This is a genomic window from Lysinibacillus sp. VIII_CA (genome assembly GCF_049943995.1).
Taxonomy (GTDB): Bacteria; Bacillota; Bacilli; order Bacillales_A; family Planococcaceae; genus Lysinibacillus; species Lysinibacillus pinottii.
Genome location: NZ_JBNFXM010000006.1, coordinates 22,553 through 43,612 on the forward strand (window position 1 = coordinate 22,553; position 21,060 = coordinate 43,612).

The following is a 21,060-nucleotide window of genomic DNA, read 5'->3' on the forward strand; positions in this document are numbered from 1 at the left end:
TTATGTATCGTAAATCGAAATCATCAAACACTGTAGATAAAAAGCAAGGTAGGTATTGTGACATGAAACCAATGCTTTTAACGGAAGCAAATGAAATTCCAATAGGGGATGACTGGCTTTATGAAACGAAATATGATGGCTTTCGATGCCTCTTAATATGGGATGAGCAACCGATACTTATTAGTAGGAACGGGCGTAATTTAAATCATTCGTTTCCTGAAATTATAGATTATTGTCACCAAATACATGCTTCAGTGAAAGCATTTTTACCACTCATTTTTGATGGGGAGCTTGTGTATTTAAGCAATCCATATAAAAGTGAATTTTCTGTTGTCCAGCAAAGAGGGAGAATGCAAAATCAAGATGTCATTGCAAAGCATGCTCAAGCCTTCCCCATGAGGCTTCTCGTGTTTGATATGTTAATGATCAAAGGGGAATCGTTTAGCAACCGTTATTTAAAAACTCGTAAAGAGCAATTGGCAAAGCTAGCAGCAAAGGTAAAGCTTCCCAATGTAGATGATCAAGATGGAAAGGCCATACAAATTGTGCAGGCTAAGGAGGAAAGTAATATTTTATGGCAGGCGATTAAGGTCTATAATGGGGAGGGCATGGTTGCCAAGAAGAAAACTAGTAAATGGCTGGATAACACACGTTCAAGCCATTGGTTGAAAATTAAAAACTGGCGTTATGTGACGGTCATTGTGACGCAATATGATCATAGTAATGGCTATTTCCAAGGTTCCATTTATGACGGAGGAAATTTACGAGAGGTTGTTACATTTAAACATGGCATGAAGGAGGAAGAGCATCAAACACTCGTTGCCTTTTTTCAGGCTCAGGGGCAACGTAAGAAAGAATTGTGGGAGTTAGAGCCTTCTATTTGTGTTGATATTGCCTGCATAGATTTTGATGGTAGTAAGCTCCGAGAACCAAAATTTCATGCCTTTCGATTGGAATTAACACCAGATATTTGCCAATGGCAGCATATGCAGCGACAGCTGTTTCCTATTCCTGAAACAGTTCCTATAACACATCCTGATAAACCTGTATGGCCAGAAATAGGTGTAACAAAGGATCATTATTTATCGTACTTACAAAGTGTTTCGCCCTATTTATTGCCATTTCTTCAAGATCGCCCATTAACTTTAATACGCTATCCACATGGTGTTCCTGGGGAAAGCTTTTATCAAAAAAGTAGACCAGATAAATTACCTGATTTTGTAGGCACAGCGATGATGGATGAGATTGATTATATGGTCTGTAATAATCTTGAAACATTGTTATGGCTGGGCAATCAATTAGCATTAGAGTGGCATATTCCATTTCAAACACGACAAACTATGAATCCGACAGAGATTGTCTTCGATTTAGATCCCCCTTCAACGGACCATTTTTCTTTGGCGATTGCAGGGGCACTAGATTTAAAAGGAATTATTGATTATTTTCAGCTACAATCATTTGTCAAAACTTCAGGCGGGAAAGGGTTACAGCTCTATATCCCGTTACCAGCAAATAAATTTACCTATGAGGAGGTTCGCGTTTTTACTGAATTTGCTTGTCGTTTTTTATGCCAACAAAAGCCACATTTATATACAATCGAGCGATTAAAAAAAAATCGCCATAATAAATTATATTTAGATTATGTGCAGCATGCTGAAGGTAAGACGATAATTGCCCCTTATTCCACTCGTGGAAATGAATTAGGCTTAGTCGCAACGCCACTCCATTGGGAAGAGGTTAATGACGATTTAAAGCCCTATTATTTTTCGATTCCTGCTGTTATGGAGCGAATGAAGAAAATAAGCAATCCCTTTAAATACTTTCGAGAAGTAGGGGAACAACAGGACTTTCAAGCAGTTTTAGATCGTATAAATGAATAATGCTCATCAGGTCAAGAAGTATTGTAAGCTACTTCTTGACCCTTTTTATGATTAAAGTGTAACCTGTGCTTTCACTTTTTCTAAATAATCCAATATTCCCATCGCTGACACAATCGTATCGAATGGAATGGTTTGATAGACAGGGTGGTCGGGTGATAGACCATTTGCTTGTAAGTAGCTAAATAACAGCTCCTTTAATCGAGCATCTAAATCGCGAATTTGTTCCTGGAGCTGGCTGGATGCTCCTTGTGCTTTACGGCCTTCTTCTAAAAAAAGAGGTGTCCAATAACGTACTTGACGATAGGCCTCTGCTGGGTTTTTATAAGCTCCATAATGGCCAAAATATAATTCGCTTGCCTGTAGCTTTTCGTACAATTGAATGGAATGCTCCATCGTTTCAGGATTGTATTGATTTGGGGAAGTGGAAGGTATGATTAGATCAATTGCTTCACCGTCCATTTCTGGGTAACGTACACCTGTTGTATCCCCAACAAAAAGACCGTTAGTAGCGGAATAAAGCATAGAAACATGATGTTTTGCATGGCCCTCTGTATGATAAAACGTTAAATGATGTTGTCCTAAATGGAGTTGTTGTTCATGACTTACTTCTATAATTCGGGCTGCATCGATCGGCACAATCGGATGAAAAAGGCGGTCAAATTCGGTCCCATAAACGCCTTTAGCGCTGGAAATGAGTCTGCCCGGATCGATCATATGGGCCGACCCTCTAGGATGAACAACTAATTTAGCATGAGGGCAGCTCTGTAAAAATAAGCCTGCACCACCGGCATGGTCTAAATGAATATGTGTCACAATGACGTAGTGAATATCCTCTAAAGCGATATTTAATTCCTTTAATCCTTCCATAATGTATGGAACGGATGGACTAGCAGACGTTTCAATTAAGGTTATTTTTTCATCAATTAATAGATAGGAGCTTGTTCGTTGCTCTCTATTTAGATCATGCGTATCAATACAATAAAAATTTGCGGCGATTTGTTGGACTCTGCTCAAAAGAATTCCCCCTTTAATTTCAATAATGTGAAGTATATGCTCTAAAAGTAAATTTTTAGCTACAAAAAGTAGTAGTTATACTATATAATAATAGAAAATCAAACTGAATGTCCATTCATTTTTTAGGGGGATCATTATGGAGAACAAAATTCGTTATGATACAAGGAAAGTGCACCGAGTTAATTTGGCAATAATATCGATTTTAGCCATTCTAATTTGTGGACCTATGATTATATCAAAAGGAATACTATTTTTATTTGTCGGACTAGCCGTTATCGCCTTAGCTATATGCAATTATTTTTTGCCGATAAAAGCTTATGTAAAAGGGTTTATCTTTGGTCTTATTCCATCAAGTATAGTGTTTACATTATTTTTGCTAGATAGTTTTTCATTGAATAAACATTATATTTTGCTGTGCACCATTGCCATTATCGCGCTTTATTTTAAAAAGGAATTAATTGTGTTTTTTGGGTTGCTAACTAACATTAGCTTTATCATTTTATATTTGGTCAATTCTTCATCTTTATTAGGGCCCTTTGATGACACCATTGTTTTCATCACGCTTCTAGCGATTATGAACGGTGTCATTATTGCTTTTTATTTACTTGCTAAATGGGGGAATGAGCTTATTAAACATGCTGAAATTCAGCAAAATGAAGTCCAAGCTTCTTTCAATCAATTACAAAATACATTTCAGGAAATCGAGAAAAGCAGTCAGGCTTTGGACGAACATGTGACGCAATTCCAGCAAACCATGCAAAGTATTTCTGGCTCTAGTAAACAAATATTATTAGCCACTGAGGATATTTCTGCCAGTATTCAGCAAGAGGCTTCTAGTTTGCAAATGATTCATGTCACTATGAGTGATTCTGTTCATTTTGTAAATGAAACGTTGACAATTTCAAAGGACACAGTGGAGAAATCTACTGAACTTCAGCAAGAGGTTTTGGCAGGATGGGCTAAAATGCAGGACGCGATGGCTCAAATGAGCGTGATGAGTCATGCCATGAGCTCAACCGGAGAAACCGTCAACGAGCTTCAATTCAGTTTGCAAACGGTGGATAGCTTGCTACAGGGGATCACACATATTGCGCAGCAGACAAATTTATTGGCACTAAATGCAGCCATTGAAGCTGCTAGGGCGGGGGAACATGGTAAGGGATTTGCTATTGTAGCGGAAGAGGTACGAAAGCTAGCGGAGGAAAGTGCTGCCATTACGGTCAGTATTACGAATGTGACGAAAACGTTGTTTGAGAAAGCGACGGAGGCTCATCAACGTTCTGATGATGGTGAAAAAGCATTACAGCACGGGGAACAGCTTTTACAGGATGTCAGTTATTTCTTTAATAGTTTAAAGGAATCATTTACGCAAACGAATACAGACTTGACAAGGGGGATGCACGAATTAAGCAGTGCCATCTTACAATTTGAGGCAATCCAATCTCAAATTGAAAAGCTGAATAAAATGACAGAGCAAAATGCATCATCAACAGGTGATATAGTGCATTCAGTGGAGGACGAAAATAAGCTCTTAGTGAAGATGACGGATACGACAAATCGTATTCAGACTTTAAGCGATACATTAAAATCATTGGTTATGGCAAAGGTTTGAAGGAAAGATTGAAATTGAAATAACTGGTAGGTTAAAATAACAGTATGATTAAACATCTTAGATGGAGGGTATAGTGTTGTTAGTCATCTGAGATATCCAAAGGACAAATTAAAGTCATATGCATCGGTAGCTTGACCTACATAACGATGTCCAGTTAAAAGGTGAAGTTGAAAGGGAGGAAGGATACCATGAACATTCGTAGCTTACAGAGTGCAGATTATTATACTTTATTGCCAGTAATTAATGAGTGGTGGGGCGGAAGGAATATGTCAGATAAACTGCCTAAATTATTTTTCGATCACTTTACGAACACAAGCCTCATCATGGAAAAGGATGGCGAGATCATTGGTTTTCTTGTCGGTTTTTTATCACAATCCAACACAAATGAAGCGTTCATTCATTTTGTAGGGGTTCACCCTGATTATAGAAAACAGAATATTGCAAAAAGGTTATATGATGTATTCTTTCATGTGGTGAAACAGTATCACCGTAATATCGTTAAGTGTGTTACATCCCCTATAAATGAAGTATCCATTGCCTTTCACAAAAATTTGGGATTTAGAATGGAGAAAGGTGACAAGGTGATGGATAATATGTCTATCCATAGTGATTATAGCGGCGAAAATCAAGACCGTGTGTTATTTTATAAAATTCTATCGTAATTTCCTTGAATGACCTTGCATATAGTCCCCAATAAGGGGGCTATAGATGTTTATCCAAAAACTATTTACCTTATGGTTTCTTATTTCCATCATTGTTAGTGTCGTCTTTTTCTTTTTTTCCCATACGCCTATTCAAAATGCTGAGAAATCAAATGCGTCTCTATCGCAACCTAGCAACGATGAACTATTAGGTTATATGCAACATTATCAATTTCTTATTAGTGATATTGTCATAGCCCTGCAAAAAGAATCTTATAGCTTTCAATTAGACTATGCTGTCCTGCCAAATGGGAAAATGGAGCTCCTTGTGTCTATACCTGAAACAATCAATCAGCTGTCCAAACAAAAAATAGAGGAAACGATACTTGATTGTATTCAAAAAAATGATTTAAACCCGATATCGTTTCAAATAACAATTAAAAATCTTTATGATCCTGTAGCCACTGACTCGACCAGGCTTAGCTATAATGATGTTATGGCTCATTTATTTGAAACGATGACTGCACAACATGTTGGTGTCTTCAGTATCGACCACACGATGACATCAGAACATGTCCACATCATCATCAATTTAACAGAAGAGAAGGATGATGTAATTCAAAAGGAAGTTCGACAAGTAGCCGAGGATGTTATAAAGCAGCATCAATTTGATATACAGCAATTCTATATTGAAATACAAAATAAAATGTTTGCGTACCATAGATGAATAAGGAGATGTGTGCTTCGAGCGCTCATATTCAAATGCCTAGCCTTTGTAGCAAGAAAAGGGATATACCATTGCCATCGTAACAGGTGTAAAAAGCATCCTAAAGATTTAGGAGCTGCATTTGTAGAAAATCAGCGGTTGATAGTATACATATTTTTTCACGCACTAGCAAGTATATCAAAATAGCATTTAAGTAGTAAAAGGAGACAACGTTTACTATCTCATCCTCTACGAAAGCACCTCGCTAATTGAAGAAGAACAGCGACGTTTATTAAACAATCGCGCTCGTTGTCTTAATTAGGGACTGTCACCAAAATGAATTATTTATTCTCGACCTATCTACAATGCATCCATTTTTACATAAACAGAAAAACACCACAAGTTAATAACATACTAATTAATCCCACACCTCGGCCCCTATTATCCACCAAACAACGGATTTAGTGGATGTCTCTTTTCCTTCTTTCCTCTATGCTTTTTTTCATTGACATAAGGACAAAAAGTCCAGCTACGATTAAACCAGCTGATATCCAAAGTAACAAATTCATTTTAACATCTCATTTTTTATAGTTTGCTATCTACGAATGGCACCAAATATAGATGTTATTTTTCTAGATAATAAAAGTTCCCTTTCTTTATAGCACCATTAACGGATCAAGCACGAAATTAACACTCAATTGACTACAGATAGAATTTAAGAGAGAATATATAAAGAATGCTGAAAGAAAGGAGGATTTCTGTGGAACATCGCTCACTAATTCTGCTTGGGTTATTAATGGGACAAAGTCAACATGGATATCAAATTAATGAATTTATCGAAAGAAACTTAAGTACAGTTACAGATATGAAAAAGCCAACCGCTTATGCTACTCTGGATAGACTAAATCAAAAGGGTTATATAGATATTCAATTAGTGCAAGAAGGAAATAGACCTACCCGAAAAGTGTACTCTATAAATGAAAGCGGCCGAACGTATTTTTATCAATTATTATTGGATAATCTATCCTCTGCAGAAAGTGTTAATTATCAAGGAGATATTGGGTTAATGTTTATTGATTTCCTTCCTATGGATCAAGCAATCCCGGCCTTGCAAGAACGATTAAAGAAAAACAAAAAACGCATAGATGTATTTAAGGAAACGCCGGCACATGGGATACGTACCGGTGTTAATCTAGCGGTCGAACATAAAATTATTATGCTAGAAGCAGAAATAGTCTTTCTTGAAAAAACTATTCAAAATTTTAATCATTCGGATTAAATAGTATATCCACAAAAAAAGGAACCAAAGAGGGTTCCTTTTTTTATTTGAGACAAAAATAAAATTATATAGTCACGCTTGACTAATCAAAAAGAAACTATTAGAATTCAATTAGTCAAACGTGACTATATATTAATGATAAAGGAGTGTCGTACATTGTTTCTTGCTATGAAAGAATTAAAGTATGGTAAATTACGCTTTCTGATGATTGGCGTTATAACTATTCTAATTGCTTGGCTAGTATTCATACTATCAGGATTAGGTAACGGCCTGTCTACTCTTAGTGCAGCAACCTTTAAAAATATGGATACCGATTATGTAACCTTTGAAGAGGGATCAAGAGCCTCTATGAGCCGATCGTTATTAAGTGAAACATTGACAGGGAAACTAGAAAGCCAACCTCATGTTTCAGCGGTATCAGCAATGGGTGCCACTATGGGAACAGTAACAAATAATTCGAGTTCGAATAAAAATGAAAAAGTAGATATTGCCATTCTAGGAATCAATCCAGGTAGTTTTCTGGAACCTACTGTAGAAGAAGGAAAGCCCCTCGATGCAAATCAGTCTTTGGAAGTAATCGCGAATGATACTTTAAAGAAAAAGGGATTTAAAATTGGTGATACGTTGAAAATAGAAGGATCATTAGAAGAGTTGAAAATTGTCGGGTTTGTAAAAAATGAAACATACAATCATTTACCTGCAATTTTTACTACCTTAGATAAATGGCGCTCCATTCAATTTGCAGCACCTGGTTCTGATAAAGGGATTGAAAAACCTGTAAACGCAATTATGCTGCAAGGGGAGGAAATTGACTCCGAGAAACTAAATCAGGTCTTCAAAAATACTGAAACAGTAACTAAGGCCAAAGCCATACAGGGAATGCCCGGTTATAAAGAAGAGAATGGCACAATTATGATGATGCTTGCTTTCCTTTTGGCCATTTCGGCATTTGTACTGGGGGTATTCTTCTACGTACTTACCTTGCAAAAATCAAATCAGTTTGGCATATTGAAGGCCATCGGCGCCAGCAATCGTTTCCTCGGGAAAGCTATTGTATCCCAAGTATTTCTATTATCATTCATTAGTATTGCAGCAGGAATCTTGTTAACCTATGGGACAGCCCTTATTCTTCCTGATGAAATGCCATTTTCACTTGACCTTAAATTAGTTGTCCTTTATGCCCTGTTCTTACTTGTCATTTCTATTTTAAGTTCATTAGTTTCAGTTCGGAAAATTACAAAAATAGACCCACTTCAAGCGATTGGGAGGATGGAATAAATGTCAGGTATACAATTAAAAAATGTCTCCAAACTGTATCAACAGGGGGAAAATCAAGTTCTTGCCCTTGATAATATATCCCTAACTGTGGAACAAGGTGAGTTTATAGCTGTTATTGGTCCATCAGGTTCGGGTAAAAGTACCTTTCTTGCCATTGCAGGCGCCTTACTCCAATCATCTGAAGGTGAAGTTATTCTTAACGGCAAAAGCCTTAATCAGTTAAACCAAAAGAACTTAGCTCAATTGCGGCTGGATGAAATAGGATTTATCCTACAAACTAGCAATCTTGTGCCTTATTTAACTGTTCTTGAACAATTACTTGTAGTAAAAAGAATGTCAGGGAAACTTTTAAAACAGGATAAGGAATATGCAAAGGAGTTATTGCAAAGTCTGGGTTTAACAGAAAAACTGAATAAGTTGCCAGAACAGTTATCTGGAGGAGAACGCCAACGTACGGCAATTGCCCGCGCATTTATAAACAGCCCGTCTATTATTCTAGCAGATGAGCCAACAGCTAGTCTGGATTCAAAAAGAGCTCATGAAGTGGTTCAACTCATAGCTATACAAGCAAAAACAAGAAACAAAGCAGCAATTATGGTTACCCATGACGAACGAATGCTTGAATACTGCGATAAAGTGTATCGAATGGAAGATGGCAAACTTAAACATGATGAATCTTTTAAAAACTTGAAAATTACCTCTACTAAAGGATAGAAATGTTTATAGAAAATTTAGGAGGACTAATCAATGATCATTGTAACAAACAGAATTAAAACGAAATTAGGTTTTGCTGCAAAAATGGCGCCCATGTTCACTAGGTCAGGTCCCTTACAAAAAACAGAAGGTTTTATAAAAGTGGAGGTTTTAATTGCTAAAAATCTAACCGGATTTGATGAACTGAATGTAAATATGTATTGGAACACGATTGAAGACTTTACTCAATGGAAAAATAGCGCTGCTTTTAAAGAAACCCATGCAGGGTCAAATAACACGGAACAGGAATCTCCAATTTTGGGAAGTGAAATTATTTTTTCAGAGGTTGCTTCGGCTTTAGGGCCAATTGCATAATTACTTTTATTTGCGCACTAGTAAAATAAAAAGTAATAAATCTAGAAAGAGCTTTAAATAAATTCATTTACTAATAGTAATGTTTAAATTGCATAATGCTATACAATATTTACTCCAACGACCGATTGTGGAGTAAGAAAACATTAGATTCATTTTATTGTTGTAATAAATAGGGTCATTTGTAGTAAAAAGAGGATAGATAGAGCGAATTTTATTTAAGCTCTTCTATCCTTTTAATGTATATACATTTGATGTGTGACATTTACTAAGTTTTTCTATTTAAAAAGCATCAGTTTTAACTTGGACTTGTAATCATTAACTGATTCCTTTTGCTTAATGAATGAAATTTTGAGGAATACATTCACGAACACCAGAATTTCTTAACGAGTTAAATAGGGCTGCACTGATTCTTAATAGAACATGGTTATCAGTGCCATTTTCTAAATCATAGATGACGAAGTAGGAATTATCCACCGAAAAAATACATTTTCGTTCTAAGTCAAACCCAGGTGGTACAGGTGGAAGCTTTAAAACGGGTACAACTACAGGTGTATCTCCTTCTTCTCTAATAAATCTGAAAGTTTGTCGGTCAATCTCATAGATATTTACTGGGTCAATCTCCACACCTTTATCTGGAACTGTAATTTCATCTTCAACTATTAGAAAAAAGCGCTCGTTCCGAAAGTTGAAAAGACTTCTTGCTCCAATTTCAAATGATGCCATTTTATTTTCACCTCCATTCCTATAAATAGGTTATTCGTATGGAATAAGATTCTTTGGACTATAAGGAAGGTAGAGTGAAGAATTATAAATAGAAATATTACTAAGAGTTGCTTTTACTACAGAAGCATACGTTGAACCATATACATTGTTATTTTCAATCGTGACAATATAATCCTATAGAACGAAAAGTAGAATGATTTATCCACTTCCATATACACTTACTAGCAATTGATAAAAAGTATTTACTATATTAATAAATATTTTTTAAAAATTGTTATAGTGAAATCCCTTCACATTCTGTATATTTGTGTAGGAGGAGGAGATTTAATGGCAAGAAAATGGATGTTACCATTACTTTTATTAGTAAGTGTTCTGATGGTTGCGTGTAGTCAGGATCAAGAAAAAGAGAGCAATAAGGGTGGGGAAGTAGAAGTAACCATTCCAGCTTTATTTTTCGAGGGACAGGATATTGATTCTGTTATTTCAAAGGCGAAAAATAGTGGAATTAAGGAAGTCATTAAGAATGATGATGGTTCTTTAACGTATAAAATGTCTAAACCTGAGCACGAAGAAATGATGAAAGGCTTAAAAGAAGGTATTTTAGCAAGTGTAGATGAAATTAAAGCTAGTCAAGATTACAAATCTGTTAAAGATATTACTTATAATAAATCCTTTTCAGAATTCACACTTTCTGTAAACAAGAAAGAGTTCGACGGTAGTCTTGATACAATGGCCTCAGTTGGACTTGCTTTAACAGGTATGTACTATCAATTATTTAATGGTGCAGACGTTGAAGATTATAAAGTCACAGTAATTTATAAAGATGCATCTAGCGGAGAAGTATTTAATACCATTGTTTATCCAGATGATGTAAATAAGAAGAAGTAATAAAAAGAAAACCCACATAGGTATATAGGAACGCTGTTGCCAAAAGTCGTTGAGACGTCCATTCTCGATGACTTTTGGCATTTTTTCTCTTTTATAGCCAGAATTTAATGAAAAGATTAATCAAAGACATGCCGACCGTTTATATTGGATGTTTTATCCTTACTAAAACATAAGTTTTTTGGACAATCCCTTAGAAAATCAGTATGGCTAAAAAACTATTCTAAAAGAAATTCTAAAATATGCTCTAAGTTGGTTGAGCTGCAGAAGGTTGTTGAGGCTGATGAAATGATACATGCAGAAGTTTCAGAGGACATATGATGTTATAGATGTCTTGCTTAAGAGAAAATAATGATTGAACCATTGTATCCCACAAGGTCCTTCTGCCTAATTGGACAGGCAAAGGGAAACGTTGATTATTTTTCCTTTCGGGGTTTTCTAAGGTACGAAAAGGACATAACAGAAAGTCCTATAAAAAAGAATAGTATCGCAACATATTTATTTGGAATAAGTGAATTGTAATCGAGGGAACCTGTTAATCTTCCCATTCCACTTGAAATTAAGAGGGCAGCTAAAATAAATATGATATGTTTAATTATAGAATACTGTGTTTTCATTGCATATATACTCCTAATATTTGGGTCATTAACTTATAAAGGATAACATAATTGGGTAATGTTTGAAAATGTAGATTTATTCATGTAGTGCATAATATAAATACTGAATATTTCAACATAGAAAGTAGTGGCAAACGGCGAATAGGAAGCACTTGCACCTTTTTATACAGGTAACGTAAAAATTGATGTAACAGTATTTTTACTTGTTTGGTTTGTTCTTCACTTTGCATAAAATTGTGTATATTTCTTAACGTTGTAAATCCATATAAATCTGATGGAACCCCATGTTTGCGGGAGATATCCTGATGCTGATGTAACTAGTGTAATGAATCCATTAAAAACTAGTGGTGGCCGCGAAAAAGAAACAGATGCCGAAGCTCGCGAAAAGAGCTGATATAACTGTGGATGGTATTGGATCAGCTACCACAGCAGCAATAAGAACAAATTTATTAAAAATTTCAAGCATTCGAGCAGCAAAAGTTATTGAAAATTTTAAAGATGAAGTAGATCCATATGGTACGCCTCCTATGGCCATTCAGGCATTTGTTTTAGGTGGGAATGATGAAGAAATCGCTAAAGCGATACATGAAAAAAATGGCAGGTGGCATTCAACCATTTGGAACTACATTTATTGATGTGCTTGATGAATGTATTTATTAAAGTAAATGCTAAAACTAATACCTCGTTTACATCTAATGGAGTAGAGCTACTAAAAACTGCTCTTGTCAAATATATCGGTGGTACTGATTATGACAACAATACTTATGCTGGCTTAAACATGGGAGAAGATGTGGTTATATTTCGATTAATAGCCAAAGCATACAGTGTTGATGGAATCGACGATGTAATGATAGAAGTATCTAAAGGCGGAGTAATTTACAATGATTCAAATATAATTATCGCCTTTCAAGAAGTGGCTCAAACGCATTTTAACGACATAGAGGTGATACTCAATGTTTAGTACTCAATCAATTGTCAAACGTTTATCAGATTACTTTGATAAAACGCCAGATTCGAATATATCCAAACTAATGAGTATATTCGCTGCTGAAGCAAAAGAAGTCAAAGCTACTAATGACCGTATTAGGCAGTGGAGGAATATAGACGACGCAGAAGGTGATGGCCTTGATTTAATTGGACAAAACGTCAATCAGCCTCGGGGAATTGCAACTGATGAAGTATATCGAATCTTATTAAAGTCGAAAATTGCCCGAAATCTAAGTGATGGAACAATTGATATGATAATTCAGGTCCTAGCTATCGCGTTATCTGTTGACCCTAAAATGATAAAAATTAAAGAGAAGTGGAATGATTCAGAAGAACCAGAACCAGCGGCTATTAAAGTAATAGAGTTACCACTAACAAAATTGAACGAGGCAGGGTTAGACCCTGCGAATTTCGTTCGAATTGTCCAACGGACAGGAAATTACCAGAGTGGAATGCAGTAGGTGTTGAACCTCCACAGTCTTTAAAAGATAGTGGTTGGCAACCAGGTATGAAACCTTCAGCACAACATATGAACTGGTTACTTAACAGAGCTTATAAATGCATACTAGATTTACAACAAAATGGAGGCAATATTGAAGAATTAGAACAAAGCGTGCATGCGCTAGAAAATAAGATTTCTTCACATGTTGATGATGTTGCCTTGCATACCAAATGGATAGAAACAGTAGGCGGCATAGCCAACGCATTAACTGCTACTGTTCCTGGCATTACAAGTTATAAAAATGGCTTGGCTGTTTCATTCCCTGCTACCTCCAACAGTACAGCAGCCGTAACATTAAATATTAATGGCTTGGGTGCAATACCAATCAAAAACTTAAATGGTGTTGCAGTAAGCAATTTAAAAGCAAGTGGAGTATATACAGTGCGTTATCGTGCAGGGGCTTTTATCTTACAGGGTGAAAGCGAGGTGGAAATAGGGAAACAAATCATTAAACCTTCAACGACTAAACAGACTATTCTTAAAGGGTTACATGATGGCACTGGTTATGTCGAAGGGGATTCTAATTTAACTGCTAGTAATATCTTAGCAGATAAACCTATATTAATGGACATGCCTAAAAGTGCTGAACAAGAACAGATAGATGCTTTGACACAAGCTGTTGCAGAATTATCTCTATTAGTTGGGGGCGGTGCATAATGTTTAATGCTCTTAGTGGATTGGTTATTGTATGGGGTGGGTTAGTTAAAAAAGGTACGTATCAAGTAGAACAAGTGCCAAATATCAGCAATCTAAAAGAAGTTGTGTCGGATCAGATAAACGCAGCATAAGCTAGCGTTATTTTTATTATATCAATTTTAAACTAATTAATAATGCTTTGTTAATTTAATGATAAAAATTTATTGAAGTAATTTCTTCTCTTTCTTATTAAGATATTATGAGAAACGGAGGAGATTGAGAAAAATGGAAATTATAAAACTAGATGTTCAATTATTAACAAATATCATAAAGATGATTGTTATTTTTTTATTTCTGTCTGCTATTATGAGTTTGTTTATGAAAACTAAACTAAATATAATTGAAAGATATTTGTCAATGTTTAAGCTAATTTTCTATGCGATATTAGCTACTTTAACTTATTTTTTAAATGTTACAGTAGTTGGGGAAGAAATATTAATGAATTTTGGTATTCCCAAAGAACTTACAATCGGACAAAGCCTGTTAATTCTACTTTCCGTATTAGAAGCTTTATCTAATTTGGTTACAATGTTACGAGTTCCGAAAGGTGAATATCATTTGGTTTCGTGGCAAGAATATAATGATAGTAAAACTAAGGAAAGATTTGAAAAGATAAAAATTTATCAACATATAGGCAATTTGGAAAGAGAAGTAGAATTAATAAAACTAAATAATACAGGACACCAAAAAAATAAAAAAAAGAAAATACATGGTAAGAGAAGAAGAGTTAGAAATTAATTTTAATATTTAATTATAAATACTAGTTTTTCTCTAAATAGATTGTAGTTAAATTTTAATATTAAAAATTTCTATATAAATATAAAGCACTCTCAAATTGAGGGTGCTTTTATATTGGGACAAGGGAAGTGTTCAGATGAAAAAATGGATTGCTGCAGTAAGTGGAGCAATAGGCACAATCGTTTCATATTCAGTGGATGGTCTAGGAATGGCTGTTACTGTTTTGATTGGCTTTATGGCTATTGATTACCTTACAGGAATTATGGGCGTATCGTTAATCAAAATTTAAACAGTCGTATAGGCTTTAACGGTATCATTCGAAAAATTTATTATTTAATGTTAGTTGGTTCTGTTTACTTATTATCCGTTGTGATACCTGGCATTGAGTATGCAGGGGATGGGGCTGCCATTGCATTTTGTGTACTAGTATAGAATTTATTTCAATCACTGAGAATGGTACTAAAATGGGCTTGCCGATGCCTGACTTCATTAAAAATACTTTAGCAATCGTGAAGGATAAAACAGGAGAGGGTGAGGTTAAATGAGCTACATATTCAAACAAACTCTTTTACCTTCAAACAAGTATTCATTAAAGGCTCGGCACCACAGTTCATTACCGTACACAACACAGCAAATGATGCACCTGCAGCTAACGAAATTTCGTACATGATTGACAATAATAATCAAGTTTCTTATCACGTTGCTATAGATGATAAAGAGGTAATTCAAGCAATACCTTTCAACCGTAACGCATGGCATTGTGGGGATGGCGGAGGGAGTACCGACCCTAACGCTTTAAAGAAAGGTAATCGCCTTTCTATTGGTGTAGAAATATGTTACAGCAAAAGTGGTGGTGTACGTTATGGCGTTGCAGAGGAAAACACTGTTCAATTCATTGCAAAGCTATTAAAACAGTTTGGGTGGGGCATTGAGCGAGTGAAGAAGCATCAGGATTGGAACGGTAAGTATTGCCCACATCGGATATTAAGTGAAGGTCGTTGGAATAGTTTTTTGAACCGTATTAAGAAAGCTATGGAACCAAATGAAATTGAAAAGCCAACAGAAAAGGATGATGATAATATGAAATTCACTAGCACAACTGCAAAAGCTGCAGTACGTGATTATATTCAACAAGCAATCGATAAAAAGGTGATTGATAAATCTTGGTTGGAGAAATTCGATAATGGCACTATGACAAGTGGTGATTTTGAAGGATTGAGGATTATCATTGCACAGCGTAGTAAATAAGTAAGTATAAGAAGGCTTAATTACAATGGATATTCAAAAGACTATTATTTTTAAGTCAAACTTTATACAATTTGAACAATGTCAAATGACCGATTAATAGGGTTGTAAATTACTACGATTCAAAAAGCCGTAGTTAATGAAAATGAAGACTGCAAAGCTCTTTCATATTCTTCTTGTAAAGAATTTAAAAGAGCTTTGCAAATAATCTTTTTAATTAGTTAACATTAAATTAGTCTTTATATTTAATAACACCAAAACATACACCAATAGGTTTTAATGCTGTGCCATCACCTGTTTTTTTACCATCTCTATAAACATCATATTGTTTTGATAAATACGTTGGGTTAGCAACAATGTTCCATGTTTGTCCAGCTGGAACTTTATCAGACCAAGTTTCTTTTACCGTATATTCCTTGCTTACATCAAAGCCGAGTGCTGCGGATATTACACTTAAATCGACTTTAACATTTGCACTGAGCTGTGCTCTAACTTTTTGATTAATTTCCATTTTTGCATTTCCGGCAGGAAAGTAAGATGATCGTAGCAGTTCTACCCCACAAACTTGGCCAGTATTTGTAACCTTAATAGATGGAGGTCCTGCAAAAGTTGTAAAATTCGGTAGTGAATCGGCATCTTCTATTACTTCATTGCTTTCTGGCAAATAAATAGATATACCCATTATTTCCTTGCCATCTAATTCTAATGGGATGTCGTTATCAACTGCTGCTTTTTCAAAATCAATAACATCATATATTTTACTTCCGTTATTTGACTCGAGGTCAGATTCTTTTAAGTTGTAGCTAGATAAGTCATATGTACATGAATTAACTAACGTATTTGCTGATGCATCATTGAAATTACTTAACGCGAAAATAAAAGTAAATGCAGCCGCAAAAACAAGTTTTAATGTATTTTTCTTCATTTTATTCTCCTTTTTGGTATAATTAACAATTATGTACCGGTACGCATAAATTGTAACATATTTACAAAATAAAGCAAGATTGGAAGTGCTCGTCATGAAAGTAGTTGGAGTTGTGCTTTTAGTTATGTCTGGATTGATTTATACTTTAGAAAGAGGATTTACAATGCTATCAACCAGCATTGCTCAAGCAGGTTTTTTTGCAGGCCAAATGTCCGGAGAAGTTCCGGATATTAAAATGAGTTCGTTTATCGACAATTTATTTGTTCCACTTTTTTTTGTTTTAGGAATAATTACACTAGTTTATAGCTATCTTAAGAAATAAAAAAACAAAGTATGTTCCTTATAAAGTTAAAGAAGCCCTAGTACTAATTAATTTGGTCCTAGGCTTTTTTTATTTCCACAAATTAATGCTTGTCAAAACAGAAACGTTTGTTCTAAAATAATACAAACAAATGTTCCGATTGAGGGGGAGAAGTTGTATGCTGAAACCTGAACAAAGAAGACTATTTCATAAATTTTTAATTCTAGAAATGGCAGTTCAATCATTGCAACGTGATTTCTCTGTAATTGAAAATTTGAAAATGAGTAAAGTTTATTTACCCATCCTCGAAAAATTACTAAAAGACATAACCCAAGATTATTACCATTCAAAAAGATTATTGGTAAAAGACAAAATAAGGTTAGTAAGGATAGAGAAGATTGACGAGTATTTTAGTGATGTCCAAATTGCAACAGCTGGTAATGATGTTGTACTCAGGTATGCTAATATGGCTCTTAAAACACAAGTAGAAAAAACAAGTAGAAAAATTATCAATCAGTCATTAAAATAAAAACCACGCTTTAAAATGAAAATCAGTACCTGGTAAAATTTATAGGTATTATTCTCGGAAGAGTCTACACATCATGCTAAGTAATAGAGAAATAAAAATAAAAAGTGTTGAATTAAAAAAGAATTTCTCCAAATGTATTTACGCTCTTGTTAGTTATTTGTAATAATAAAATTGTATCGATATTGTGGGATGTAGTCAGTACATAAAAAAATGCCACAGGATGTGGCAAAGAAATAATTTTAACTTTAAGCACTTTAAATTTTTTCTTCTATATTATATAAAAAAGTACTGACCACACTTTTTTTACATTTTCATTTTACTAACTGGGGTACCTTTTTTTAAAAAAACTACGAGTACCCCAGCAAGTGCCCCACAAAGTACCCCAGTTAAATACATTTAAATACACTTAGTTAGATAGGTATAGAATCCCTCATAAAAACAAAACCTTGATATTATGCACATTAAAAAATTAAAAACATCAGGGTAGAAACCAAGGTCATAAGTAATGCTTATCAAAAAAGATAATATTAATGTAATTTACTTATGAATATAAATACGTTATCATGGGTATTGGAGAAAAGATGCTACACTTTTATAAAGCCTTTTCAAAAAGATATATTTAGGGGGATCCGCAAATGGCACAAGGTAATTTACACAACAGCCGTGCATCATTCGAAGTGAATGGTAAAACTTACAATTACTATGACTTAGCTGCGATTGAAAAAGCTGGCGTTGCAAAAGTTTCAAACCTTCCTTACTCAATTAAAGTATTATTAGAATCTGTTTTACGTCAATATGATGCATATGTAATTAAAGAAGAGCACGTAAACGAATTAGCAAAATGGGGCAATGGTGCTGATCCAGAAGCAGAAGTACCATTCAAACCTTCTCGCGTTGTATTACAAGACTTTACTGGTGTACCAGTAGTTGTTGACCTTGCATCTCTTCGTTCAGCAATGAAGGAAATGGGCGGCGACCCAAGCAAAATCAACCCTGCTATTCCAGTTGACCTTGTAATTGACCACTCAGTACAAGTTGACAAATATGGTAATGCATCTGCATTACAAGCAAATATGGACCTAGAATTTGAACGTAATGCTGAGCGTTATAACTTCTTAAAATGGGCTCAAACTGCTTACAATAACTTCCGTGCTGTACCACCAGCAACAGGTATCGTTCACCAAGTAAACTTAGAGTACTTAGCTCCAGTTGTACACGTAAACGAAAATGCTGATGGCACATTCGAAACATTCCCAGATTCAGTAGTAGGTACTGACTCTCATACAACAATGATTAACGGTATCGGCGTTCTTGGATGGGGCGTAGGCGGTATCGAAGCTGAAGCAGGTATGCTTGGTCAGCCTTCATACTTCCCAATCCCAGAAGTTATCGGTGTTAAATTAGTGGGCGATCTTCCAAACGGAACTACTGCTACTGACTTAGCATTAAAAGTAACACAAGTATTACGTCAACGTGGCGTAGTTGGTAAATTCGTTGAGTTCTTCGGACCTGGCGTATCTAAATTACCACTAGCTGACCGTGCGACAATCTCAAACATGGCTCCTGAATATGGTGCTACATGTGGTTACTTCCCAATTGACGAAGAATCATTAAACTACATGCGTTTAACAGGTCGTGACGAAGAGCACATCGCGGTTGTTGAAGCTTACTTAAAAGCAAACCACATGTTCTTCGATCCATCTTTAGAGCCAGTTTACACTGACGTGTTAGAAGTAAACTTAGCTGATATCGAACCAAACCTTTCTGGTCCTAAACGTCCACAAGACTTAATTCCACTATCTCAAATGCGTTCTCGTTACAAAGAAGCAGTAGTGGCACCACAAGGTACACAAGGTTTCGGTTTAACTGAAGACGAATTCGCAAAAACTTCTGTAGCTAAATTTGCTGAAGGCGATGTAGAAATTCCAACAGGTGCTGTTGCAATTGCTGCGATCACTTCTTGTACAAATACATCTAATCCATATGTATTAATTGCTGCTGGCTTAGTTGCGAAAAAAGCTGTAGAAAAAGGTCTTACAGTACCTAAATGGGTAAAAACTTCTTTAGCACCAGGTTCTAAAGTTGTAACTGGTTACCTTGAAGATTCAGGTTTACAAACATACCTTGACCAAATCGGCTTCAACACTGTAGGTTACGGCTGTACAACATGTATCGGTAACTCAGGTCCATTATTACCAGAAATCGAAGATGCTATTAAAGCAAAAGACTTATTCGTAACATCTGTTCTTTCTGGTAACCGTAACTTCGAAGGTCGTGTACACCCACTTGTAAAAGCTAACTACTTAGCTTCTCCACCACTTGTTGTTGCTTATGCACTTGCTGGTACAGTGGATATCGATCTACAAAAAGATTCATTCGGTAAAGACAAAGATGGTAATGAAGTATTCTTCGCTGATATCTGGCCATCAACTGAAGAAGTAAACGCAGTATTAGGTACTGTTGTTAACCGTGAGCTATTCCAAAAAGAATACGAAACTGTATTCACAGCAAACGAAAAATGGAATGCAATTGAAACATCAACTGAGTCTCTATACACATTTGATGATAAATCAACTTACATTCAAAACCCACCATTCTTCCAAGGTCTTGCGAAAGAACCAGAAGCTATTAAAGGCTTAGACGGTTTACGCATTATGGCGAAGTTCGGTGACTCAATCACAACTGACCATATTTCTCCAGCTGGTGCAATCGGTAAAGATACACCTGCAGGTAAATATTTAATTGAAAACGGTGTTGCTATCCGTGACTTCAACTCTTATGGTTCTCGTCGTGGTAACCACGAAGTAATGATGCGTGGTACATTTGCAAACATCCGTATCCGTAACCAAGTTGCTCCAGGTACAGAAGGTGGTTTCACTACTTACTGGCCAACAGGTGAAGTAGAGTACATCTATGACGCGTGTATGAAATACCAAGAGCAAGGTACTGGCTTAGTCGTACTTGCTGGTAACGACTACGGTATGGGTTCTTCTCGTGACTGGGCTGCGAAAGGTACATTCCTACTTGGCGTGAAAACTGTTATCGCACAATCTTACGAGCGTATCCACCGTTCTAACTTAGTAATGATGGGTGTTCTTCCACTTCAATTCATGCCAGGTGAATCTGCTGAAACATTAGGCTTAACTGGTAAGGAAGAAATCTCTGTAAACATTACTGATAACGTGAAACCACGTGAAATCTTAACAGTAACTGCTAAATCTGAAGACGGCACAGTTAAAACTTTCCAAGCTTTAGCTCGTTTCGACTCAGAAGTAGAAGTAGACTACTACCGTCATGGTGGTATCCTACAAATGGTTCTACGCGCAAAAGCTGCTGAGTAATCATCACATTAGAAAGCCGATCTCTTAGGAGGTCGGCTTTTTTGTTTGCTCATGAAATCCTTATGAAGTCATGGAGAGAAAATGAGAGAACAG

25 protein-coding genes are annotated in these 21,060 nt (G+C 35.6%); 22 read left to right on the forward strand and 3 right to left on the reverse strand.

What is annotated here, in order from left to right:
* Window positions 1-62 precede the first annotated feature (62 nt).
* Complete coding sequence (locus ACP3VS_RS10310) at window positions 63-1,880, forward strand: DNA ligase D (RefSeq protein WP_426388621.1); 1,818 nt, start codon at window positions 63-65, stop codon at window positions 1,878-1,880.
* A gap of 51 nt (window positions 1,881-1,931) precedes the next feature.
* Here the strand turns inward: ACP3VS_RS10310 and ACP3VS_RS10315 are convergent, their stop codons facing one another.
* Window positions 1,932-2,894, reverse strand: a complete 963-nt coding sequence (locus tag ACP3VS_RS10315; protein WP_012294671.1) for an MBL fold metallo-hydrolase — start codon at window positions 2,892-2,894, stop codon at window positions 1,932-1,934.
* Window positions 2,895-3,030: 136 nt separating this feature from the next.
* Here ACP3VS_RS10315 and ACP3VS_RS10320 point away from each other — a divergent pair, with 136 nt between their 5' ends.
* The 7 genes from ACP3VS_RS10320 (at window position 3,031) to ACP3VS_RS10350 (ending at window position 9,478) form a co-directional block, all read left to right on the forward strand.
* Window positions 3,031-4,506, forward strand: coding sequence for a methyl-accepting chemotaxis protein (locus tag ACP3VS_RS10320; RefSeq protein WP_099805903.1), 1,476 nt, complete (start codon window positions 3,031-3,033; stop codon window positions 4,504-4,506).
* Window positions 4,507-4,694: 188 nt separating this feature from the next.
* A complete protein-coding gene (locus ACP3VS_RS10325) occupies window positions 4,695-5,168 on the forward strand; it encodes a GNAT family N-acetyltransferase (protein ID WP_012294669.1) in 474 nt (157 codons plus the stop codon).
* A gap of 46 nt (window positions 5,169-5,214) precedes the next feature.
* Complete coding sequence (locus ACP3VS_RS10330) at window positions 5,215-5,874, forward strand: hypothetical protein (protein WP_036216377.1); 660 nt, start codon at window positions 5,215-5,217, stop codon at window positions 5,872-5,874.
* Between the two features lie 739 nt (window positions 5,875-6,613).
* Window positions 6,614-7,132: a PadR family transcriptional regulator gene (locus tag ACP3VS_RS10335; RefSeq protein ID WP_036161815.1), complete on the forward strand. Its 519-nt coding sequence runs from the start codon at window positions 6,614-6,616 to the stop codon at window positions 7,130-7,132.
* A gap of 156 nt (window positions 7,133-7,288) precedes the next feature.
* Window positions 7,289-8,410 carry an ABC transporter permease gene (locus ACP3VS_RS10340; protein ID WP_197149555.1) on the forward strand — a complete coding sequence of 374 codons (1,122 nt, stop codon included), beginning with the start codon at window positions 7,289-7,291 and terminating at the stop codon, window positions 8,408-8,410.
* Window positions 8,411-9,124 (forward strand): ABC transporter ATP-binding protein, encoded by a 714-nt coding sequence (locus ACP3VS_RS10345; protein ID WP_012294666.1) that lies wholly within the window; start codon window positions 8,411-8,413, stop codon window positions 9,122-9,124.
* Window positions 9,125-9,157: 33 nt separating this feature from the next.
* Complete coding sequence (locus ACP3VS_RS10350; protein ID WP_426388625.1) at window positions 9,158-9,478, forward strand: heme oxygenase; 321 nt, start codon at window positions 9,158-9,160, stop codon at window positions 9,476-9,478.
* Between the two features lie 333 nt (window positions 9,479-9,811).
* Here the strand turns inward: ACP3VS_RS10350 and ACP3VS_RS10355 are convergent, their stop codons facing one another.
* Window positions 9,812-10,201: a hypothetical protein gene (locus tag ACP3VS_RS10355; RefSeq protein WP_012294664.1), complete on the reverse strand. Its 390-nt coding sequence runs from the start codon at window positions 10,199-10,201 to the stop codon at window positions 9,812-9,814.
* Window positions 10,202-10,528: 327 nt separating this feature from the next.
* Between ACP3VS_RS10355 and ACP3VS_RS10360 the strand changes: the two genes are divergently transcribed.
* The 11 genes from ACP3VS_RS10360 (at window position 10,529) to ACP3VS_RS10410 (ending at window position 15,874) form a co-directional block, all read left to right on the forward strand.
* Entirely contained in the window at window positions 10,529-11,089 is a 561-nt protein-coding gene (locus ACP3VS_RS10360; RefSeq protein ID WP_012294663.1) for a hypothetical protein, read from the forward strand.
* Window positions 11,090-12,104: 1,015 nt separating this feature from the next.
* On the forward strand, window positions 12,105-12,338 hold the full coding sequence (locus ACP3VS_RS10365) for a hypothetical protein (RefSeq protein WP_155273096.1): 234 nt from the start codon (window positions 12,105-12,107) through the stop codon (window positions 12,336-12,338).
* Window positions 12,320-12,664 carry a hypothetical protein gene (locus ACP3VS_RS10370; RefSeq protein WP_198695936.1) on the forward strand — a complete coding sequence of 115 codons (345 nt, stop codon included), beginning with the start codon at window positions 12,320-12,322 and terminating at the stop codon, window positions 12,662-12,664. Before ACP3VS_RS10365 ends, ACP3VS_RS10370 begins: the two co-directional genes overlap by 19 nt.
* Window positions 12,657-13,151, forward strand: coding sequence for a DUF2612 domain-containing protein (locus ACP3VS_RS10375; RefSeq protein WP_426388628.1), 495 nt, complete (start codon window positions 12,657-12,659; stop codon window positions 13,149-13,151). Before ACP3VS_RS10370 ends, ACP3VS_RS10375 begins: the two co-directional genes overlap by 8 nt.
* A 47-nt stretch (window positions 13,152-13,198) precedes the next feature.
* Window positions 13,199-13,849 (forward strand): hypothetical protein, encoded by a 651-nt coding sequence (locus ACP3VS_RS10380; protein ID WP_416277643.1) that lies wholly within the window; start codon window positions 13,199-13,201, stop codon window positions 13,847-13,849.
* The gene (locus ACP3VS_RS10385; protein ID WP_269818801.1) at window positions 13,849-13,980 is read left to right on the forward strand and encodes a hypothetical protein; all 132 of its coding nucleotides are present in this window, start codon (window positions 13,849-13,851) and stop codon (window positions 13,978-13,980) included. Before ACP3VS_RS10380 ends, ACP3VS_RS10385 begins: the two co-directional genes overlap by 1 nt.
* Before the next feature lie 133 nt (window positions 13,981-14,113).
* Window positions 14,114-14,626, forward strand: a complete 513-nt coding sequence (locus ACP3VS_RS10390; RefSeq protein ID WP_416277644.1) for a hypothetical protein — start codon at window positions 14,114-14,116, stop codon at window positions 14,624-14,626.
* Between the two features lie 136 nt (window positions 14,627-14,762).
* Window positions 14,763-14,915: a hypothetical protein gene (locus ACP3VS_RS10395; RefSeq protein ID WP_155273095.1), complete on the forward strand. Its 153-nt coding sequence runs from the start codon at window positions 14,763-14,765 to the stop codon at window positions 14,913-14,915.
* Window positions 14,916-14,950: 35 nt separating this feature from the next.
* Window positions 14,951-15,058 carry a hypothetical protein gene (locus ACP3VS_RS10400; RefSeq protein ID WP_416277673.1) on the forward strand — a complete coding sequence of 36 codons (108 nt, stop codon included), beginning with the start codon at window positions 14,951-14,953 and terminating at the stop codon, window positions 15,056-15,058.
* Window positions 15,043-15,171: a phage holin family protein gene (locus tag ACP3VS_RS10405; protein ID WP_416277645.1), complete on the forward strand. Its 129-nt coding sequence runs from the start codon at window positions 15,043-15,045 to the stop codon at window positions 15,169-15,171. The genes ACP3VS_RS10400 and ACP3VS_RS10405 overlap by 16 nt, the downstream gene beginning before the upstream one ends.
* Window positions 15,158-15,874 carry a peptidoglycan recognition protein family protein gene (locus tag ACP3VS_RS10410; protein ID WP_329800115.1) on the forward strand — a complete coding sequence of 239 codons (717 nt, stop codon included), beginning with the start codon at window positions 15,158-15,160 and terminating at the stop codon, window positions 15,872-15,874. The genes ACP3VS_RS10405 and ACP3VS_RS10410 overlap by 14 nt, the downstream gene beginning before the upstream one ends.
* Window positions 15,875-16,103: 229 nt before the next feature.
* Here the strand turns inward: ACP3VS_RS10410 and ACP3VS_RS10415 are convergent, their stop codons facing one another.
* Complete coding sequence (locus tag ACP3VS_RS10415; RefSeq protein ID WP_051800317.1) at window positions 16,104-16,796, reverse strand: hypothetical protein; 693 nt, start codon at window positions 16,794-16,796, stop codon at window positions 16,104-16,106.
* 94 nt (window positions 16,797-16,890) lie between these two features.
* On the opposite strand from ACP3VS_RS10415, the gene ACP3VS_RS10420 reads away from it, so the two are divergent.
* The 3 genes from ACP3VS_RS10420 to acnA all read left to right on the forward strand — a co-directional run bounded on the left by ACP3VS_RS10420 (window position 16,891) and on the right by acnA (window position 20,967).
* A complete protein-coding gene (locus ACP3VS_RS10420; protein WP_198695953.1) occupies window positions 16,891-17,118 on the forward strand; it encodes a hypothetical protein in 228 nt (75 codons plus the stop codon).
* Between the two features lie 157 nt (window positions 17,119-17,275).
* Window positions 17,276-17,626 (forward strand): aconitate hydratase, encoded by a 351-nt coding sequence (locus ACP3VS_RS10425; RefSeq protein ID WP_171364932.1) that lies wholly within the window; start codon window positions 17,276-17,278, stop codon window positions 17,624-17,626.
* Between the two features lie 635 nt (window positions 17,627-18,261).
* Window positions 18,262-20,967, forward strand: coding sequence for an aconitate hydratase AcnA (gene acnA / locus ACP3VS_RS10430; protein ID WP_426388632.1), 2,706 nt, complete (start codon window positions 18,262-18,264; stop codon window positions 20,965-20,967).
* Window positions 20,968-21,060 lie beyond the last annotated feature (93 nt).

Bases quoted from the DNA above. Each gene is read 5' to 3' on its own strand.
- ACP3VS_RS10310 (WP_426388621.1), top strand. From the start codon at position 63: ATGAAACCAATGCTTTTAACGGAAGCAAATGAAATTCCAATAGGGGAT.
- ACP3VS_RS10320 (WP_099805903.1), top strand. From the start codon at position 3,031: ATGGAGAACAAAATTCGTTATGATACAAGGAAAGTGCACCGAGTTAAT.
- ACP3VS_RS10325 (WP_012294669.1), top strand. From the start codon at position 4,695: ATGAACATTCGTAGCTTACAGAGTGCAGATTATTATACTTTATTGCCA.
- ACP3VS_RS10330 (WP_036216377.1), top strand. From the start codon at position 5,215: ATGTTTATCCAAAAACTATTTACCTTATGGTTTCTTATTTCCATCATT.
- ACP3VS_RS10345 (WP_012294666.1), top strand. From the start codon at position 8,411: ATGTCAGGTATACAATTAAAAAATGTCTCCAAACTGTATCAACAGGGG.
- ACP3VS_RS10350 (WP_426388625.1), top strand. From the start codon at position 9,158: ATGATCATTGTAACAAACAGAATTAAAACGAAATTAGGTTTTGCTGCA.
- ACP3VS_RS10355 (WP_012294664.1), bottom strand. From the start codon at position 10,201: ATGGCATCATTTGAAATTGGAGCAAGAAGTCTTTTCAACTTTCGGAAC.
- ACP3VS_RS10360 (WP_012294663.1), top strand. From the start codon at position 10,529: ATGGCAAGAAAATGGATGTTACCATTACTTTTATTAGTAAGTGTTCTG.
- ACP3VS_RS10375 (WP_426388628.1), top strand. From the start codon at position 12,657: ATGTTTAGTACTCAATCAATTGTCAAACGTTTATCAGATTACTTTGAT.
- ACP3VS_RS10380 (WP_416277643.1), top strand. From the start codon at position 13,199: ATGAAACCTTCAGCACAACATATGAACTGGTTACTTAACAGAGCTTAT.
- ACP3VS_RS10385 (WP_269818801.1), top strand. From the start codon at position 13,849: ATGTTTAATGCTCTTAGTGGATTGGTTATTGTATGGGGTGGGTTAGTT.
- ACP3VS_RS10390 (WP_416277644.1), top strand. From the start codon at position 14,114: ATGGAAATTATAAAACTAGATGTTCAATTATTAACAAATATCATAAAG.
- ACP3VS_RS10395 (WP_155273095.1), top strand. From the start codon at position 14,763: ATGAAAAAATGGATTGCTGCAGTAAGTGGAGCAATAGGCACAATCGTT.
- ACP3VS_RS10415 (WP_051800317.1), bottom strand. From the start codon at position 16,796: ATGAAGAAAAATACATTAAAACTTGTTTTTGCGGCTGCATTTACTTTT.
- ACP3VS_RS10420 (WP_198695953.1), top strand. From the start codon at position 16,891: ATGAAAGTAGTTGGAGTTGTGCTTTTAGTTATGTCTGGATTGATTTAT.
- ACP3VS_RS10425 (WP_171364932.1), top strand. From the start codon at position 17,276: ATGCTGAAACCTGAACAAAGAAGACTATTTCATAAATTTTTAATTCTA.
- acnA (WP_426388632.1), top strand. From the start codon at position 18,262: ATGGCACAAGGTAATTTACACAACAGCCGTGCATCATTCGAAGTGAAT.